Annotated in this window: 16 protein-coding genes and 1 riboswitch; of the genes, 6 read left to right on the top strand and 10 right to left on the bottom strand. The window is 67.1% G+C overall.

The window, feature by feature from the left end:
- Positions 1-203: 203 nt before the first annotated feature.
- Positions 204-318, top strand: a riboswitch (TPP riboswitch).
- Positions 309-2,003, top strand: a complete 1,695-nt coding sequence (gene thiC / locus H1R19_RS02575; protein WP_219850490.1) for a phosphomethylpyrimidine synthase ThiC — start codon at positions 309-311, stop codon at positions 2,001-2,003. (Overlaps the previous riboswitch by 10 nt.)
- Complete coding sequence (gene thiD, locus H1R19_RS02570) at positions 2,000-2,896, top strand: bifunctional hydroxymethylpyrimidine kinase/phosphomethylpyrimidine kinase (RefSeq protein WP_219850489.1); 897 nt, start codon at positions 2,000-2,002, stop codon at positions 2,894-2,896. The genes thiC and thiD overlap by 4 nt, the downstream gene beginning before the upstream one ends.
- A gap of 73 nt (positions 2,897-2,969) precedes the next feature.
- Here thiD and H1R19_RS02565 read toward each other — a convergent pair whose 3' ends face one another.
- The 6 genes from H1R19_RS02565 to H1R19_RS02540 form a co-directional block, all read right to left on the bottom strand.
- On the bottom strand, positions 2,970-4,589 hold the full coding sequence (locus tag H1R19_RS02565) for an HNH endonuclease signature motif containing protein (RefSeq protein WP_219850488.1): 1,620 nt from the start codon (positions 4,587-4,589) through the stop codon (positions 2,970-2,972).
- Between the two features lie 132 nt (positions 4,590-4,721).
- Positions 4,722-6,389 carry an ABC transporter family substrate-binding protein gene (locus tag H1R19_RS02560; protein ID WP_188331087.1) on the bottom strand — a complete coding sequence of 556 codons (1,668 nt, stop codon included), beginning with the start codon at positions 6,387-6,389 and terminating at the stop codon, positions 4,722-4,724.
- The gene (locus tag H1R19_RS02555) at positions 6,386-8,488 is read right to left on the bottom strand and encodes a dipeptide ABC transporter ATP-binding protein (protein ID WP_219850487.1); all 2,103 of its coding nucleotides are present in this window, start codon (positions 8,486-8,488) and stop codon (positions 6,386-6,388) included. Before H1R19_RS02555 ends, H1R19_RS02560 begins: the two co-directional genes overlap by 4 nt.
- Positions 8,485-9,540 carry an ABC transporter permease gene (locus H1R19_RS02550; RefSeq protein ID WP_219850486.1) on the bottom strand — a complete coding sequence of 352 codons (1,056 nt, stop codon included), beginning with the start codon at positions 9,538-9,540 and terminating at the stop codon, positions 8,485-8,487. Before H1R19_RS02550 ends, H1R19_RS02555 begins: the two co-directional genes overlap by 4 nt.
- A gap of 1 nt (position 9,541) precedes the next feature.
- Complete coding sequence (locus H1R19_RS02545; protein ID WP_219850485.1) at positions 9,542-10,525, bottom strand: ABC transporter permease; 984 nt, start codon at positions 10,523-10,525, stop codon at positions 9,542-9,544.
- A gap of 56 nt (positions 10,526-10,581) precedes the next feature.
- Positions 10,582-10,971, bottom strand: a complete 390-nt coding sequence (locus H1R19_RS02540) for an SHOCT domain-containing protein (RefSeq protein ID WP_188331083.1) — start codon at positions 10,969-10,971, stop codon at positions 10,582-10,584.
- Between the two features lie 189 nt (positions 10,972-11,160).
- On the opposite strand from H1R19_RS02540, the gene H1R19_RS02535 reads away from it, so the two are divergent.
- Positions 11,161-12,246, top strand: coding sequence for an LLM class flavin-dependent oxidoreductase (locus H1R19_RS02535; protein WP_219850484.1), 1,086 nt, complete (start codon positions 11,161-11,163; stop codon positions 12,244-12,246).
- Between the two features lie 29 nt (positions 12,247-12,275).
- Here the strand turns inward: H1R19_RS02535 and egtD are convergent, their stop codons facing one another.
- Complete coding sequence (egtD, locus tag H1R19_RS02530) at positions 12,276-13,235, bottom strand: L-histidine N(alpha)-methyltransferase (RefSeq protein ID WP_219850483.1); 960 nt, start codon at positions 13,233-13,235, stop codon at positions 12,276-12,278.
- Positions 13,232-14,509, bottom strand: a complete 1,278-nt coding sequence (egtB, locus tag H1R19_RS02525; protein WP_244970847.1) for an ergothioneine biosynthesis protein EgtB — start codon at positions 14,507-14,509, stop codon at positions 13,232-13,234. Before egtB ends, egtD begins: the two co-directional genes overlap by 4 nt.
- Positions 14,510-14,713: 204 nt before the next feature.
- Here egtB and H1R19_RS02520 point away from each other — a divergent pair, with 204 nt between their 5' ends.
- Positions 14,714-15,463 carry a Clp protease N-terminal domain-containing protein gene (locus H1R19_RS02520; RefSeq protein ID WP_188331080.1) on the top strand — a complete coding sequence of 250 codons (750 nt, stop codon included), beginning with the start codon at positions 14,714-14,716 and terminating at the stop codon, positions 15,461-15,463.
- Positions 15,464-15,498: 35 nt separating this feature from the next.
- On the opposite strand, the gene H1R19_RS02515 is transcribed toward H1R19_RS02520, so the two are convergent.
- Positions 15,499-16,020, bottom strand: coding sequence for a DUF5709 domain-containing protein (locus H1R19_RS02515; RefSeq protein WP_188331150.1), 522 nt, complete (start codon positions 16,018-16,020; stop codon positions 15,499-15,501).
- An 89-nt stretch (positions 16,021-16,109) separates the two neighbouring features.
- Here H1R19_RS02515 and H1R19_RS02510 point away from each other — a divergent pair, with 89 nt between their 5' ends.
- The gene (locus H1R19_RS02510) at positions 16,110-16,691 is read left to right on the top strand and encodes a hypothetical protein (protein ID WP_219850482.1); all 582 of its coding nucleotides are present in this window, start codon (positions 16,110-16,112) and stop codon (positions 16,689-16,691) included.
- 12 nt (positions 16,692-16,703) lie between these two features.
- Here the strand turns inward: H1R19_RS02510 and H1R19_RS02505 are convergent, their stop codons facing one another.
- Complete coding sequence (locus H1R19_RS02505) at positions 16,704-17,129, bottom strand: DoxX family protein (protein WP_188331078.1); 426 nt, start codon at positions 17,127-17,129, stop codon at positions 16,704-16,706.
- A gap of 226 nt (positions 17,130-17,355) precedes the next feature.
- Between H1R19_RS02505 and H1R19_RS02500 the strand changes: the two genes are divergently transcribed.
- Positions 17,356-18,723 (top strand): M1 family metallopeptidase, encoded by a 1,368-nt coding sequence (locus H1R19_RS02500; RefSeq protein WP_219850481.1) that lies wholly within the window; start codon positions 17,356-17,358, stop codon positions 18,721-18,723.
- Position 18,724 lies beyond the last annotated feature (1 nt).

Here is an 18,724-nt window from a genome sequence, read left to right as displayed (position 1 = left end):
CGTTGTCCGATCACGTTGCCCGGTCACTGTGTGCGCCGCCGCTTCTCGCGATGGGAGCCCACTTGTGACACGGATCACATAGTACCTTACGGAACCGTAACCGCTGTCTTTCGCACCCGATCGCGCGAAACACCTCCCCGGCGCACGCCGAGCGCGATGGATCTCGCAGCAGCAGGATGTATCGTGGCTGACGCACGACAACAACTACACACCGCGGGGGCTCTCACGATGACCGAGGGCTGAGATGGCGACGGGCGGTCGCCGACCGCTCGAACCTGTCCGGGTAATGCCGGCGTAGGGAGACAGCCATGGGCACACGTGTATCCGGCACTCGCAAGACCAGCGCACCAGCCGATTCGGGGTATCTCACCCTCGGCCCCATCGAGGGCAGCACCAAGCACTACCTCACCGTCGACCACCTGCGCGTCCCGAAACGACGCGTGCATCTCACGAACGGCGAGCACCTCGATGTCTACGACACCTCCGGTCCGTACACCGACGCCTCCGCCGAGATAGATCTCGCTCGCGGCCTGCCGCCGACGCGGCGGACCTGGAACTGTCCGGAACCCGTGGACGGGGCGAGTACCCAGCTCGCCTGGGCACGTGCCGGGATCGTCACCGACGAGATGAGATTCGTCGCCGCCCGGGAGGGCGTCGACGCCGAGCTCGTCCGGTCGGAGGTGGCGATCGGACGCGCGGTGATCCCGGCGAACCACCGTCACCCGGAATCCGAGCCGATGATCATCGGCAAGCGGTTCGCGGTGAAAGTCAATGCCAACATCGGCAATTCGGCAGTGCGCAGTTCCATCGCCGACGAGGTGGAGAAGATGGTGTGGGCCACCCGCTGGGGCGCCGACACGATCATGGACCTGTCCACCGGCGCCGACATCCACACCACCCGCGAGTGGATTCTGCGCAACTCCCCCGTCCCGGTGGGGACCGTGCCGATGTACCAGTCGCTGGAGAAGGTCAACGGCGATCCGGCCTCACTCACCTGGGAGATATACCGCGACACCGTGATCGAGCAGGCCGAGCAGGGCGTCGACTACATGACCGTGCACGCCGGGGTCTTGCTACGGTACGTCCCGCTGACGGCGCGGCGGGTCACCGGCATCGTCTCGCGCGGCGGTTCCATCATGGCCGCCTGGTGTCTGGCGCACCACCAGGAGTCGTTCCTGTACACCCACTTCGACGAGCTGTGCCAGATCTTCCGCCGGTACGACATCACCTTCTCCCTCGGCGACGGCCTTCGTCCGGGATCCATCGCCGACGCCAACGACAAGGCGCAGTTCGCCGAGCTCCGCACCCTCGGCGAACTCACCTCGATCGCGAAATCGCATGGCGTGCAGGTCATGATCGAGGGGCCAGGGCATGTACCCATGCACAAGATCGCCGAGAACGTGCGCCTGGAAGAGGAGCTGTGCGAGGAGGCGCCGTTCTACACACTCGGGCCTCTCGCCACCGACATCGCGCCGGCCTATGACCACATCACCTCGGCCATCGGCGCCGCGATGATCGCCCAGGCGGGCACCGCGATGCTCTGTTACGTGACACCGAAAGAACATCTGGGACTACCCGACCGCGACGATGTGAAGGTCGGCGTGATCACCTACAAGATCGCCGCGCACTCGGCCGATCTCGCCAAGGGACATCCGCGCGCCCAGGAACGCGATGACGCACTGAGCAAGGCGCGCTTCGAGTTCCGCTGGACCGACCAGTTCAATCTCGCGCTCGATCCCGACACCGCACGCGAGTACCACGATGAGACGATGCCCGCCGAACCGGCGAAGACGGCACACTTCTGTTCGATGTGCGGCCCCAAGTTCTGCTCGATGCGGATCTCGGCGGATGTGCGCGCCTACGCCGAGGAGAACGGACTCGTGACCGCCGAGGACATCGACCGCACCATCGCCGAGGGCATGGCCGCCAAGTCGGCGGAGTTCGCCGAGGCCGGCAACCGCGTGTACCTGCCGCTCGAGGCCAGTTCCGGAGGTGCTGTATGACCAGCAGGCCGGTGGCGAACGGGTTCGAGTTGCTCCCTGTCGCCGCACCGGGTCTGACGCCGGTGCGTGTGCTCACCATCGCCGGTTCGGATTCCGGCGGCGGCGCCGGGATTCAGGCCGACATGCGCACGTTCGCTCTGCTCGGATTGCATGGTTGTGTCGCGGTGACCGCCGTGACGGTCCAGAACTCGCTGGGCGTCAGCGGGTTCCAGGAGATCGCGCCCGAGACCGTGGCCGCGCAGATCGATTCGGTGGCAGGTGACATCGGTGTCGGTGCGACCAAGACCGGGATGCTGGCCTCGGCGCCGATCATCGACGCGATCGTCGACCAGTGCGCCCGGAGCGGGATCGGCCGGGACACCCCGGTTCCGCTGGTCGTCGACCCGGTGTGCGCCTCCATGCACGGTAATCAGCTGCTCGCCGATTCCGCACTCGACACACTGCGCCACCGACTCTTCCCGCTCGCCACCCTGGTGACCCCGAACCTCGACGAGGTGCGGCTCATCACCGGCATCGACGTCGTGGACGCCGCCACCCAGCGTGACGCGGCGAAGGCGCTGCTCGATCTCGGTCCCCGGTGGGCGCTCGTCAAGGGCGGTCACCTGCGTTCATCCGCTCAGTCACCCGACCTGCTCTCCGACGGCGAGGACTTCATCGAGCTCAGTCATGAACGCATCGACACCGCCCACGACCACGGCGCCGGGGATACCCTCGCGGCGGCGATCACCTGCGCTCTGGCGCACGGGTTCTCGGTACCCGATGCGGTCGGTTTCGGAAAGGGTTGGGTCACAGCATGTCTCGCCTCGGCATACCCGTTGGGTGCGGGACACGGCCCGGTGAACCCGCTATGGCGGGTCGGTGGCCCGGTCCCCGACGCTGCAACCGGTCCGTAGGAGTCCGAGACCACGTCGCAACCACCACCCGCCGGGGCGAACGACGTCCCCGGTGAGCGGCGCTGCGCAGCAATCAGACTCGGGTGAGGAGTTCTTCGAGGCGTTTCTCGATGACCGACGATGCGGGAGTCGTAGGAGTCGGCTGGTCGGCTGGGCCGGCCATGATGAATCGTTGGTCGATGATGCGGCGGGCGTACAGGCGTGGAGCATTGCCGGACGTCTGGGGTCCGTGGATGTCGTTGCGCACCTGTGCCAGGTGGCTGGCCAGCCGATCCGGGATATCGGGGCGCCGGTTGATGTGTTCGGGGTTGGGTGGTGCTCCTGGCTCGGCGTTGAGCCGCCACACGCAGCGGCCTTCGTCGGGGCCGGAGCGTTGCATTCGGGTGGTCCATTGGCCGGGTCGGTCACCGACCATGCGGTTGTGTGTGGGGCATGCGGGGGTGAGGTCGTCGATGTCGGTGAGTCCACCGGCGGCCCAGTCGAGTTGGGCGTGATGGATCTCGACGTGGGCGGCGGGTTGGCCGCAGCCGGGGGCCGAACACACCTCGCCGTCGGGCCGGGCGAAGGAGACCAGTCTCTGCTCGCGGGTCGCGAGGCGTTTGCCCTGGCCGAAGTACAGCGGGACGGCGGTGGCGTCTTTGAAGATCGCCAGCCATGGCTGCACGGTGGTGTTCGCGGCCATCTCGATCAGGTCGGGGATGGGGATGAGGGTGCCGGTGACGGTGGTGGCCAGTCCGGCTTCGCGGATCAGATCGGTGAGGTCGGCTTTGACGATCACTTGCACGGGCAGTCCGCGGTGGCTCTCACCGAGCAGCCCGTCGTCGAAGACCGCGGTCAGCAGGGCGTTGAGGGCGTCGTGGTTGATCTGGGCCGGGGTGCGGTCGTCGCGGGCCGCGGCGGTGTCGAGTTGTGCGGGGTCGGCATCGGTGTAGGCCCCGTGTGGACTGAGCGGGTCTTGGGGGTTGTTCATTCCGGGTTTGGCCCACACCGCCAGCAGCATCGTCACCCGGGCGGCGAGTTCGGGGGTGAGGGTGGCGGTCATCTTGGCGGTGCCGTCGGCGCGTTGGCGGTTGACCCACAGTTGGCGGCGGCGTTGGCGGTCGGTGTCGTCGGCCAGGGTGCCGTCGGGGTCGAGGTGGGCCAGGAGTCGGGCGCCGAGGTTGGTGATGTCGGCGGGGGTGTGGGCGATGGCGATCTCGGTCATCTGTCGTTCGGCCGCGACTTTGACGTCGTGCTCGACCGCATGCGGGATCTGGTCGAGCACATCGATGACGGCCCGCACGTGGGCGGTACCGACTTCGCCGTCGGCGAAGGCCTCGGCAAGTGTGGGGTGCTCGGGGTCGAGGGATTCGCCGAGATGATTGGTGAAGGTGGCCAGGGCGTTGCGGTGTGTGGTGCGCCGCAGCGGATCAGACACCCGTAGCCGGTGGGTCATGAACTGCGTGATGCTGCGGTGCCCGGTCTTGCCGGGGATGTCGCGGTCGATGATCGCCACGATCTGCCGGTCGCCGGCGGCAGTGATCCGGGCGATGGCCCGTTCGGTGCCGGCGGCTACGTCGACGAGCTCGGTGTCGGTGCAACGGGACAGGTCGGTGGTCTGCAACTCTGTGGTGATCCGGTGCAGTTCGGCCACCAACTCCGACGCTCGCGACAGTGGAGTGTCGACGTCGTTCACCTCTGCGGTGTCGGACATGACGGTCACCCCCCGGAGCCGATAGTTCGAATGTAGGTTCGATGCTATACCGACTTTCATTGTCCTGCAACGATTACCGCCGAGGCCTTGATCCCCAAAGATGTCAGTGGCTTGTGGTAGACGGCCGGATTGTCACTTCTCCCAGCCGATGTCCTCGATCGGCCCGACGTAGAACTGGCCGGCACCGTAGTTCGCGAGACCGCTCTTCACCGCGACCATCGCCGGACCGTTGAACAACGGCAGGTTGGAGTACTGCTCGAAGGCCTCGTGCTCGACCTTGTTGCCCGCGGCGATCTGGGCCATCGGATCACCGATCCGAGACATCGCGCGGATCCGTGCATCGAGTTCAGGCGTTCCCGCTCCGGCCGGGTTGAACTGTGAATCGCTGCACCACACCTGACAGAAGTACGCCATCCCGAACGGGTCGCTCGATTGGAAACCCATCATGAACAGGTCGAACTCCTTGTTCACCACCACCTTCGAGAAGTCCGACGACGGCCGCTGCTGCACGACCAGGTCGATACCGACCTTCGCCAGAATCGCCTGAAGGGCACGTGACAGGTTCAGGCCGGTGGTGTCGTCGCCCACATTGGGAAGCGTCAGCGACAGACGCCTGCCGTCCTTGGTCCGGATACCGTCGTCGGTGTCGCCGCCTCCGTTGCGCCACCCGGCACGCTCGAGCAACGCCGCGGCCTGGTCGGGGTCATAGGAGACCACCCCTGCCAGGTTGTCCCGATAGCCCGGCTGGAACGGATACAGCGACAGCGAGCCGGGCAGCTCCTCGGTGTAGTTGAGGCCGGTGAACCTGATGCGGGCCAATGTCGCCCGGTCGATGGCCTTCATGACCGCCTCCCGCACAACCGGATCACCGAGGATCGGAGCGTCGAGGTTGAGGACGAGCAACGCCTGTTGCGGTGAGGCGGCGGTTCGGATGTCGACGCCGTTCATCGTCAGCACCCGTGCGCGGGCGTCCTTCGCCGCGACCCCGGTGGCGTCGATCTCGCCGTTCTGGAAGGCGTTCAACGCCGCCTGCGACTCGAGCTGACGGAACACCCGACGATCGAGTTTGCCCGGTTCACCCCACCATTTCGGGTTGCGCTCGAACACCACGGTTCCGGCGTTCTTGTCATACGAGGCGATCGTGTACGGGCCGGCACCGAACTCCGGGTGCGGATTCTGGACGTATCCCTTGTTGTAGGTGTCGGCGTCGGCGGCCTTCGGGTGCAGCACGAGGTTGAAGAGGCCGTCGGGCCAGGCGTAGACGCCGTCGAAGCGGACGACCGCCTGCCGGTCGTCGACTCCGCGGGTCACCGAGTCGATCTGGCTGTATCCGTCGGTCGAACTCACGATGTACCGGTCGTCGAGACCTCTGCTGGTGCGCCACGTCTCGACGAAGGCACGGTAGTCGATCGGGGTGCCGTCGTTGAAGAACGCATCGGGGTTGATCGTGTAGGTGACCACCGTGTCACCGTCGACGGTCTCCGTACGCACATCGGTCAGGTAGTCGGGGTTCGGTGAGTACACACCGTCGGGTGAGAAGTAGGCGAGGACCGGGTTGTACCAGCGCCACAGCGCCAGCGTGTACGCCGACCCGTCGGCGTGGAAGGTGTTCCACTGCGGGGAGACCTCCGTGAGGGCTGTGGTGAGACTCCCTCCCTCCCGCAGGTTCTCGCGTGGTTGGGGATTGAGCGACGCTCCTTCGGTGTGGACCGCCTCGCCGACGTCCACCGCGGCGCCACAACCGGCGACACACGCGACGACCAGCCCCACCGATGCGATCAGGCACCACAGCCGTGTCACAGCTCCGCCTCCTGGAAATGGCAGGCCGCCCGGTGATCGGCGCCGGCGGCTCGCTCCTCGATCGTCGGCTGCAGAAGGGGGATCGTGGTGCGGCAGAGTTGCTGCTGTCCGTCGGCGAGCCTGCTGTACAACGGGCACCGCCCGGCGAAACTGCAACCGAGGATCTCCTCTGTCGCACTGGGTTGTTCACCGCGCAGGACGATCGCACGGCGTTCCCGCTCGATGCGGGGATCCGGGACAGGCACCGCGGACAGCAGGGCACGGGTGTACGGATGCGCGGGCCGGCCGAAGACCGCATCCGTCGGACCGGACTCGACGATCGCCCCCAGGTACATCACCGCGACCCGATCGGCGAGGTGGCGGACCACCGAGAGGTCGTGGGCGACGATGAGATATGCGACATCTCCGGCGGACTGCAGACGGCGGATCAGGTTGACGATCCCGGCCTGGACCGAGACGTCGAGCGCCGACAGCGGTTCGTCGAGGATGATCAGCTCGGGGTCGGCCGCCAGCGCCCGGGCGATCGCGAGTCGTTGTCGCTGTCCGCCGGAGAACGCCGCCGGGAACCGGTCGGAGTGAACATGGTCCAGACCCACCCGGGCCATCAGGTCGGCCACCCGTCTCTCCGTCTCGTCCTTCGGAATCCCCAGGGCTCGCAAGGGTTCGGCGACGATGTCGAACGCGGTGAACCGCGGGTCGAGCGCGTCGGACGGATCCTGGAAGACGATGGAGACCTTCTGGCGGAGTGCACGCGCCTGCCGTGAGCGCACCGACGCCGGATCGACGCCGCCGATGCGCACCACCCCGGCGGGCTGGGCGAACTCCATGATCTCGAGCAGGGTGGTGGACTTACCACTCCCCGACTCGCCGACGAGTGCCATTGCCTCGCCGCGCCTGATGTCGAAGCTGATGTCGTTCACCGCCCGCACCGAGCCGACCCGGCGCTTGAGCAACCCGCTGGTGAGCGGGAACACCTTGGTCATGTTCGCGATGTCGAGCACCGTCTGCCGATCGTCGCGTTCCGCACCGCTCGTGCCGGCCGGCTCGGTCGCGTCGGAATGATAAGCGGCAGCGGATGGTTCAGGAATCTCGAAGACCGGCCTGCCGTCGAGGGTGCCGTCGGCGTCGATCTCACCGACCCGGATGCATGCCACCCGGCGGGCGTCGCCCGCATCACGTAACTCCGGCTCGGTACTGCGACATTCGTCGATCGCGACCGGGCAGCGCGGCGCGAACTGGCACTCGTCGGCCACATCGATGAGGATCGGAGGGGTGCCGGGGATCGGGATCAGCGCGTCGGTTCGCCGGTCCACGCGTGGGACCGCCCCGAGCAGGCCGATCGTGTACGGCATCCGCGGCCGGGCGAAAAGTGTGTCGGCGTCGGCGGTCTCGACCGCGCGACCGGCATACATGACCACGACGTCGTCGGCGCTGCCCGCGACCACCCCGAGGTCGTGGGTGATCAGCAGCATCGCGGCGGAGGTCTCGCGCTGGGCGGTGCGCAGAACGTCGAGGATCTGCGCCTGGATCGTCACGTCGAGCGCGGTGGTCGGTTCGTCGGCGATGATCACCGACGGATCGTTGGCGATGGCCATCGCGATCATCACGCGTTGCCGCATGCCGCCGGACAATTCGTGCGGGAACGCCTTGGCCCGGCGGACCGGATCGCCGATCCCGACGAGGTCCAGCAGTTCCACTGCCCGCCCCCATGCCTGCGTGGAGGTGATCGACCGGTGGGCGCGCAATGCCTCGACGATCTGCGCACCGACGGTGTAGACCGGCGTCAACGACGACAGCGGGTCCTGGAAAACCATGGCGATGTCCTGGCCGCGGATGGCCGACATCTCCTTGTCGGACAAGCCGATCAGCTCACGTCCGCGCAGCGTGACCGATCCCGATACCCGTGCCGATTCGGGGAGCAGCCCGAGAACGGCCATGGCCGACACCGATTTACCCGATCCGGACTCGCCGACGATCGCCGTCGTCCGGCCGGGCCGGAGGTCGAAACTCAGGCCGCGGACGGCGTCGACGATCCCGGCCTCGCTCCCGAAGTCCACCCGCAGGTCCCGCACGGAGAGGAGAGTCGCGTCGGCGGTCATCTGCTCGCCCCTCGTCTCGATGAATTCCGCGCGTTGGCTTTCCTTCTCGATGCGCGGGAGGTCGGGTCGAAGGCGTCGCGCAGGCCGTCGGAGATCAGTGCCATCGAGATCGTCAGCAGCGACAGCACCGCCGCGGGGAACCAGAACAGCCACGGCGACGCCGCCAGCGTGCCTGCCCCCGCCTGCAACAGCGAGCCGAGGGTGACGTCGGGGATCTTGACGCCGAAACCGAGGAACGACAACCCGGTCTCGGCGAGCACGGTGGCCACCACGCCCAGGGCGAAGTTGATCACCAGCAGCGACGCGATGTTGGGCAGGATGTGACGCTGGATGATTCTCAGCGGGGACACTCCGAGATAGCGTGCGGCGGTGACGTAGTCGCGCTCACGCACCGTCAGCGCCAGCGAGTGGATGACCCGCGCCAGCATCATCCACCCGAACACCGTCAGCACGACGATCAGCCATCGCCAGTCGCCGCCGGTGCTGTTGGAGACCAGCGCGAGGATGAGGAAGGTCGGTACGACGAGGAGCAGGTAGACGGTCCCGAGAACGATCCGCTGGACCCAGCCGCCGAAATACGCGGCGAGCCCGCCGAGGAGCGCGGCGATCGCGGTGGTCCCGACCGATACCGTCAGCGCGATGGTCAGGGAGCGCTGAAGACCGTGTACCACTTGGGCGTACAGGTCGTTGCCGGCGTCATTGGTGCCGAACCAGTGTGCCCCCGCCGATCCCTGGGCCCCCGCCGATCCCTGGACCGACGGCGGGAACCCGATGGCCAGGAAATCGGTGTCGGTGTAGGAGTACGAGGTGAACAGTCCGCCGCAGAGGGCGAACAGCACCAGTAGGACGAACATCGCCAGGCCGACGACGGCAGAGGTGTTGCGCGCGTACCGGCCTGCGAAGATCTTGACGCGCCCGACCCGTCGCCGGGCCAGCGGCGTCGTGGTCGCATCGGTCTCGGCCAGCAGCCCACCGGTCTCGCCCATGATGGGTGCGGTCGCGTTCTGATGACCGGACTGTTGACCGCGCGGTTCGGGCGGCATCATCGCCATGTCAGCTCACCCGGACTCTCGGATCGAGGTAGACGACGGCGAGGTCGGCGAGGATCGCCCCGATCGCCGTGGCGAGCGCGCCGAAGGCGGCGACCGCCACCACACCGTGCACGTCGTTGGTGTTGATCGAGGTCACGAAGTAGCGTCCCATCCCCTCCCATCCGAAGATGGTCTCGGTCAGAACGGCCCCGGTGAACACGGCGGGGACCGCGAAGGCGATCCCGACGGCGACCGGGATGATGGCGGTGCGCAACGCATGTCGGCGTACCGCCACGCCGCGGGTCAGTCCCTTGGCGCGTGCGGTGCGGACGTAGTCGGCGTTGATCGTGTCGAGCACCATGGATCGTTGCAGCAGGTGCAGTCCCGCGTACTGCACGATGACGAGCGTGATGGTCGGCAGGATGAGGTGCTGGATGCGATCGAGCAGTACCGGGAAGAAACCCTCGACACCGACGGTCGACGCCCCGGACACGTACACGACGGAGGAACCGGCGAACTGGTTGACGGAGATGGCGGCCAGCACGATGCCGAGGCCGACCACCGGGACGGGCAGATTGATGGTCGCGATGGAGATGAACTGCCAGGCACGGTCGGAGAACTTGTACTGGCGCAACGCGGTGTAGACGCCCAGGGCGATCCCGACGAGCGTGGAGATGATGGTGGCCGCCGCGAGCAATTGCACCGAGGACATCAGGCGGAACCCGATCTCGGCGTTGACACTCTCGCCGACCGGCGTCGATCCCCAATCCCAATGGAGTACAACGCCGGTCAGCCACTCCCACCAACGCTGGAGCAGTGGGGTCTTGTCATTGAGGTTGTAGGTCTCGAGTGTGGCGTCGACGACGCTTTCCGGCAACGGGGGTCGCCGGATCGCGTAGTTCGACCTCGGATCGAGAAACCAGGTGGCCAGGAAGTAGGTGAGGTTGGTCGCGATGAACACCAGGACAGCCCATGTCGCCATGCGCCTGCACAGGTATCCGATCACGCGGGCTCACTCCTGGTCGCTACGCTTCACCTCCGTGGAGCTGACCGTAGCGCGGTTCAGGCGGCTCCGCTGAGCGCTTTGGCCTTCAGGTGTTCGAACTCCTGCGGCGTGATGGCACCGGAATCGAGCAGCGACTTGGCCTCGGTGATCTGCTGGGTCGGCGAGGTTCCGGCGACCGACTTGATGTACTCGTCGGATGCCTGCTTCGCCTCGGTGAAGGCCTCGCGCTGCCGTTCGGCCATCCCCTTGCCCTTGACCAGGAGATACACGATGGCCGTGAGGTACGGGAAGACGATCAGGAAGACCACCCAGACCGCCTTCTGCCATCCCGACGCCGCCTTGTCACGGAACAGGTCGGCGATGATGTGCCAGAGGACGATCAGGTATGCGACGAACGCGAAGATGACGATGGTGTACCAGATGAAGTCCCAGAACGAATCCCACATCGGGGATCTCCTTTGTCTAGAAGACGGGGTCTGCCGAGATGGCCCCCGAACGAATATGAGCATGTCACCCGCACGCCCTCGGGAATGCGACGTTTCCGAAAAATGTTGCCGGTGTGGCACGTCCGTGGCTTGAACGGACACAGATTTGCGCCTTCCCCGACCGATCCCGCCCGACCGATGAGAGAGCCGATGGAATCACCACCCGCACCGCATGACCTCGAGCCGCATGACCTCGAGCCGCATGACCTCGAACTCGGCCTCGACACTTTCGGCGACATCACCGCCGAGTCCGACGGCACCCTGCGCTCGGGCGCACAGACGCTCCGGGATCTGCTGGAACAGGCAGTTCTCGCCGACGAGGTCGGCGTCGATTTCCTCGGTGTCGGCGAGCACCACCGCGCCGACTACTCGGTGTCGGCCCCCGAGGTCGTCCTCGGCGCCATCGCCGCTCGCACACAGCGCATGCGGATCGGCTCGGCGGTCACCGTCCTCAGCTCCGACGACCCGATCCGCGTGTTCCAGCGGTTCTCGACCGTCGACGCCCTGTCGTCGGGGCGCGCCGAGGTGATTCTGGGCCGGGGGTCGTTCACCGAGTCGTTCCCGCTGTTCGGTTATGACCTGGCCGAGTACGAGGACCTGTTCACCGACAAGCTCGCACTCTTCGCGGAGCTGCGGACCGGTGACCCGGTGACCTGGTCGGGATCCACGCGTGGACCGTTGCGCGCGCAGCCGGTTTACCCCGAGCTCGAGAATGCCCCGCTACCGACATGGATCGCCGTCGGCGGCAGCCCGGAGTCGGTGGTGCGCGCGGCGTCGTACGGTCTTCCGTTGATGCTCGCCATCATCGGCGGTGACCCACTGCGTTTTCGCCCCTATGTCGACCTGTATCACCGCGCGCTCGGGGAGCTGGGCCGCTCGCCGCTCCCGGTGGGGGTGCATTCGCCCGGGCACGTCGCCGACACCGATGCGCAGGCCCGCGAAGAACTCTGGCCGCATTACCGCGAGTATGTCGGCCGGATCGGTCGTGAACGCGGCTGGCCGCCGCCGACCCGCATCGAGTTCGAGCGGTCGACCGGCCCCGACGGTTCGCTCTATGTCGGCTCGCCCGAGACGGTGGCCCGCAAGATCGCCGCGACGGCGCGGGCGCTGGGACTGAGCCGCTTCGACATGAAATACTCGCACGGAACACTGGGCCACCAGGAGCAGCTGCGCAGCATCGAGCTCTACGGCACGCAGGTCATCCCGCGGGTCCGCGAGCTCCTCACCGACGCGTGAGCGTCACACCGGGCTCCGACGCGTGAGCGTCAGACACTCCCCCGACGCGTGAGCGTCAGCTGGAAGTCGCCTGCCGGGTCGGTCCATGACGACGCGACTTCCAGCCGGGACTCCTCGAGTTCGGCGCACAGGGCCTGCGGTTGGAACTTGGTGCTGATCTCGGTGTGGATCTCGGTTCCCGCGGCCAGTCTCCACGAACGTCCGAGGACGCCGAAGTAGGCGTCGATGTCGCGGCGCGCACGCAGCCACATCTCGATGCGGTGCTCCGCGGGATTCCAGCGGGCGATGTGCTCGAAATCGTCGGCGTAGAGACCGCGCGCGTCGAGGCCGGTCCGCATCACCTCGATCATGTTGCGGTTGAAATCGGCTGTGACGCCGGACTTGTCGTCGTAGGCGGCGACGAGTCGGCCGGTGTCCTTGACGAGGTCGGTGCCGAGCAGGAAGAAGTCGCCCGGCGTGAGCGACGCCGCGAGACCGCGGTAGAACTCGGCGCGGGCCGCCTGGTCGAAGTTGCCGATGGTGCCGCCGAGGAAGACCGCCAGTCGCGGGCCGTCGGTCTCCGGCAGTGCGAGATCGGGTTCGGTGAAGTCGCCGATCACCGGCACGACGTCGATCCCCGGATAATCCGCGGAGAGCACTTCGGCTGCGGCGGTGAGCGTCTCGGCGCTGACGTCCACGGGGACATAGGTGAATCGGCCGCCGCGGCCGGCGAACGCGTCGAGCAGCAGCCGGGTCTTGGTGGAGGTGCCCGAACCGAGCTCCACCATCATCGTCGCTCCGGTCGCCGCGGCGATCTCGGTGGAACGTGCTCGCAGGATGGCGGTTTCGCGTCGTGTCGGGTAGTACTCCGGGAGCCGGGTGATCTCGTCGAACAGCTTGCTGCCGCGTTCGTCGTAGAGCCATTTGGTCGGCAGCGTCGGCGGGTTGCGCCACAGGCCCGAGAGAGCATCTGCCGCAAGCCCGGTGGTGACCTCGCTGTCGACGGTCATCGAGCGAGCCGCAGTCCCGAGAACACCCACCGCGACGGGGCCGGAAAGAAGTTGCGGTAGGTGATCCGCTCGTGACCGGCAGGCGTCACCGCACTCGCGCCGCGGAGTACGTGCTGGTCGGACATGAACTTTCCGTTGTACTCACCCACCGCGCCGTTGGCCGGCACGAAGCCCGGATACGGCAGGTACGCGCTGGACGTCCATTCCCACACGTCACCGACCATTGCCGAACCCGCGCTGCCGGGGTGACATCGCGTGGGGTCGAGGAGCGTCCCGCGTGCGTCTCCGAGTGCCCCGGCAGCGATCTCCCACTCGAATTCGGTGGGCAGCCGCGCACCGGCCCAGCGCGCGTACGCGTCCGCCTCGTAGAACGACACGTGAACGACGGGCTCGTCGGGTACCACCGGCCGCCGGCCGGACAGGGTGAACGTCGTCCACTCGCCGCCCTCCTCGCGCCAGTAACCCGGTGCGTCCCAACCGGTCTCACCGATTCGGGCCCAGCCGTCGGAGAGCCAGAACTCGTGACGTCGGTAGCCGTCGTCGGCCATGAACTCCAGCCAGTCGGCATTGGTCACCGCGCGGTCGGCGATCTCGAAATCCTCCAGATACACACGGTGGCGGGGACCTTCGTTGTCGTAGGAGAACCCGCTTCCCAGCGCCCCGACCTCGTGCACACCACCGGCGAATGCCCGCCAGCCCATGGGTTTTCCGGCACCCGGTTCGTCCGGTTCACGGTCGAGGAACACCGGATCGAAAGCGTGCGTGGAGAACAGGTGCTTGATGTCCATGAGCAGCAGTTCTTGATGTTGTTGCTCGTGGTTGCAGCCGAGTTCGACGAGATCGAGGCCCGCGTCGTCGAGCCGTCCGCTCTCGAGGACCTCGACCATCGCGGCGTCGACGTGCTCGCGGTAGCGCGTCACGTCGCGGACGCCGGGTCGCGTGACCAGGCCGCGGTCGGGCCGCGGGTGTCGTGCGCCGACCGCCTCGTAGTAGCTGTTGAACAGATACCGGAAGGTCTCGTCGTACACCGCGTAGTCGGGATCCCGACGCAGGATGAACTCCTCGAAGAACCAGGTCACGTGTGCGCGATGCCATTTCGCGGGACTGGCCTCGGTCATCGACTGCGGCGTCTGGTCCTCCGCGGACAGCCGCTGCGCCAGCGCATCGGTCAGCGATCGGACGTCGAGGAACCGGCGCACGGTGTCGGCGTTGGCGCCACCGGCTCCCGGAGTGCTCGTGGCCCCGGGGCGGACGGTGGGTTCGGTGATGCTCACTGGAAAACCTCCCGTGGCAAGGACTGGGTGGGGCACGAACGTCAGTGGGCGGGCGGTGGCGTCTTCGGCGATCTCCGCATCCATCGTCACGACGACCGCCGCTGCTGTCAACGATCGTGACCTTCGCGTCCGACCTCCGACCCGGGTCGGGCCCATCGTCAACCCGGGGTTGACGATGGGCATGCGTCAACCTATGGTTGACGCATGCCCCGGAACCCGCCCCCGATCCGCCTCGACGACCTCATCACCGCGATCCGCACGGTGCACGACGACCCGCTCGACCAGCTGGCCGACGCCGTGCTCGCCGCCCAGCATCTCGACGAGGTCGCCGACAGCCTGATCGGCCACTTCGTCGACCGGGCACGCCGCTCGGGCGCGTCGTGGACAGCGATCGGCGCGAGGATGGGTGTCAGCAAACAAGCCGCTCAGAAGCGGTTCGTCGACCGCGTGTCCACATCGGGCGATGCCGGCGCGCTCGCCGGTGAGGCGAACCCGTTCTCACGCTTCACCCCGCGTGCGGCGAATGTCCTGATGGCCGCCAACAGCGCAGCCGCCGCCGACCACGCCGAACATGTGACCGCAGGCCACATCGCGCAGGCCCTGAGCACCGAACCGCAGGCGCTGGTGTTCGCCGTTCTCGGCGAGTTCGGCGTCGACGCGGACACGTGGTCCGGCGCGACCGCACCACTGGTTCCGGCCCCGCGCGACATCCCCGCTGCCGAGGCGTCCACAGTGGTGCCCTACGACGATCCGGCCAAAGCAGTCCTGGAGGCGACGGTCGGCGCCGCCATCGACCTCGGGCACAACTACGTCGGCACCGAACACCTACTTCTCGGCCTGTTCGCCGACGAGAAGGTGGCCGAGGTCCTCACCGGCCTGGGACTGGCGAGCGACGCCATCCGCGACACGATCGTGGCCGCGCTCGCGCAAGTCACCACGCAGGCGCCGGAGTAGGTCCGGCGCAACCGAAGTGGCCTCGGGCCCGCCGACTACCGCTCCGGCTCCCCATCCGGCTCCCGCTCCGACTCCGGAATGAGGTGCACGGCAGCCTCCTCGGCGGAGGCGCCGGCGCCATCGATGCCGGCGTCACTGGCGACGGCATCGGGCTCGGTGTCGATGCCCGACCCTTCGTCGGGCGCGATCAGCCTCCCGGCGCGCCGGTCCCCGACCTCGTCGCCTGTGTCGAACTCGTCATCGGTGTCGGAATCGTGTGCGCGCCAGTCGGTTCGGCTACGCTCCTCGGCGGTGATCTCGTCGAGCGGATCCACCGCCCCGACGTCGGGTTCCTCCTCGGCCAGTCGCTCGTCGAGCGTCTCGCCGTCGGCCTGCTCGCGGGCGGTCAGTCCGTGGACCGCGCCCTTCGGCGCGTAGTCGGGCGGTGAGTAGCCCTCGTCGAGGACGTCGTCGATGCCACGGTCGTCGAGGGTGTCCTCAGGCTGCAGTTGATCGTCCTCGTCGAGGCTGAACTCGCCGTCTGAACCTTCCGGGGTGCTGCCGATGTCGTCCTTCACCCCTGCCACGATGCCAGTCCGTCGGGACCGCCGCCAGGATTGTGCGACTTCGATCAAACAGCGCATGGCGGGGACGCCGATCGAGGACAATGTCGAAGGTGATCGAGGAAATGCAGGCCGAGGCCCAGGCCCTGCTCTCGGCCGGTGAATACGACCACGCGCTGGCCGAGTTCTCCGTGCTTCGCGAGATCAGGTCACGCCGCGAGGGACCGTACTCGGCGATGTACCTGTCCAATGTGCACGACTGCGTCCGGTGCATGTCGCACCTGGCGTTGTGGTCGGACTCCAGCCATCTGTGCCGCGAGTTGCACGGCAAGTACGTGCGCACGCACGGCCGGGGCGAGTCCGACACCGTCGACGTCGCCAAACACTGGGCGTGGGCGATGGTGAACCTGCACGACTACCCGCCCGCCATCCGACTCTATCTCCTCACCGCCGACGCGCTCTGGGACTCCGACCCCGGTCAGGCGCAGCGTCTGCTCGGCGCCGCGGTGATCCACCGCCACGAGACCGACCCGCTCGCCCTGATCGGCCCCGGGCTCATCGACGGTGTGTGCCTGCGTCACGCCGACGAGGAACGCGCGATGATCACCGGCCTGGTCGCCGCACTCGACGACGCCCGCACGGCATCGAGAAGTGCGACGACCATCGACGGTCTCGCGATCGTCTGAGACGTCGAAGCCTCAGACGACTTCCCGACGCCGCCGGGGCATGATGTAGCTGTCGGCGGCCGCACGACCGGCCGTGGTGAAACCGACCGCGAGGAGTCCGGCGATCAGTGCGAGGGGCCATTCGTAGCCGCTGTCGGCGTTCCAGAATCCGGCGTCCCAGTGCACGAACACGATGGCACCGATCATGTCCGCGATCAGCAATGTGGCAACTATCGGCAACAGCAGCCCGAGGATCAGCAGGATGCCACCCACCAGCTCCACCCAGGTGGCGTAATACGCCGCCAGCTCGGGGTACGGCACGTCCATTCCGGCCGGCCCGAAGGCCACCTTCGTGGCGTCCATCCCCTGGGTGACCAGCTTCTGCCATCCGTGGGCGATGAAGATGATGCCGAGTATGAGTCGAGCGAGAAATTGCGTCACACTGCTGATTCCAGTCATTCCCTGCTCCTCGCATTGATCGGGCGGGCCGGTTCTACCGCCGCCAGGTACTCTCACAGTGTCCGTGACGGCATCGTCGTCGCGGGCGATACGACGAAATCGGGACATCGCCATTCAACCGCAACCGCCTCGTAACCGCTCACACAACGTCTGCGGCGCGGTTCGACGAGGTGAGCCGGCCGGCACATGACCAGCCGAGTAGCGCGGAACGGAGTAGGAGTCGAGAGTGCCGGGAAAGTCTGGCCTGGGTTCGCGAGGGAACTCCCGGCAGCCCCTGTTGGGCGCACCGACCGACGTGCTCGATCCGTACCTACCCGACAACGGGAACCTGGGCTTCCGCATCTCCCGGTACGACCTCGAACTCGAGTACAAGGTGTCGAGCAACCGGCTCGAGGGCACCGCCGTCCTGACCGCGACGTCGTACGCCGAGCTCAACCGCTTCACCCTCGATCTCGCGAACTCGCTGTCGGTGCAGCGAGTGTCGGTCAACGACAAGCGCGCCCGCTACAGTCACCGGCGCAACAAGCTCACCGTCACACCCGACACACCTCTCCCGCCGGGCGGAGCGATGACGATCACGGTTCGCTACCACGGTTCGCCGCGGCCGATCCGCGGACCTTGGGGTGAGGTCGGCTGGGAGGAACTCACCGACGGCGCGTTGTGCGCCAACCAGCCCAACGGTGCGGCGTCGTGGTTTCCGTGTGACGACCATCCGAGCGCGAAGGCGCCCTACCGCATCGCGATCACCACCGACAGCCCCTATCACGCTCTGGCCAACGGGGTTCTGGAGTCCAAGCGGGTCCGCGCGGCCCAGACCACCTGGGTCTACCAGCAGGTGGAGCCGATGCCGACCTACCTGGCGTCGATCCAGATCGGCCAGTACAAGCAGATCTCGTTGTCCGCCAAGCCGATTCCCGTCACCGGACTCATCCCGTCGCATCTCGAGGAGAACTTCACGATCGACTTCGGGCGACAGACCGAGATGGTCTCGGCGTTCGTCGAGATGTTCGGGCCCTACCCGTTCCCGCAGTACACGGTGGTGGTGACCGACGACGAGCTCGAGATCCCCATCGAGGCACAGAGTTTCTCCACCTTCGGCGCCAATCACTGTGACGGCAGCGAGCACGCCGAGCGACTCATCGCCCACGAACTCGCACACCAGTGGTTCGGCAATTCGGTGACCGCGTCGCGGTGGCGCGACATCTGGCTGCACGAGGGCTTCGCCTGCTACGCCGAGTGGTTGTGGAGTCAGCGGTCGGGTGGCCGGAGCGCCGACGAGTGGGCTCGCCACTACTACGAGAAGCTCGCCGCGACACCGGTACGCGTGCCGCTTGCCGACCCCGGCCCGCGCAAGATGTTCGACGACTGGGTGTACAAGCGGGGAGCCCTCACCCTGCACGCTCTGCGACTGACCATCGGCGACGGCGACTTCTTCGCCCTGCTGCATCGTTGGACCGACAAGTACCGCTACGGCTCGGTGAGCACCGAGGATTTCATCGCACTCGCCGCCACCCACTCGTCCGAGCCGCTCAGGAGCCTGTGGGACGACTGGCTCTTCACCCCCGAGTTACCCCCGTTCCCGGGGCCGTCCTGAC

The organism is Gordonia jinghuaiqii, from assembly GCF_014041935.1.
Lineage (GTDB): Bacteria > Actinomycetota > Actinomycetes > Mycobacteriales > Mycobacteriaceae > Gordonia > Gordonia jinghuaiqii.
The sequence above is the reverse complement of the archived record's forward strand: the minus strand, read 5'-3'. Positions and strand labels throughout refer to the sequence as shown.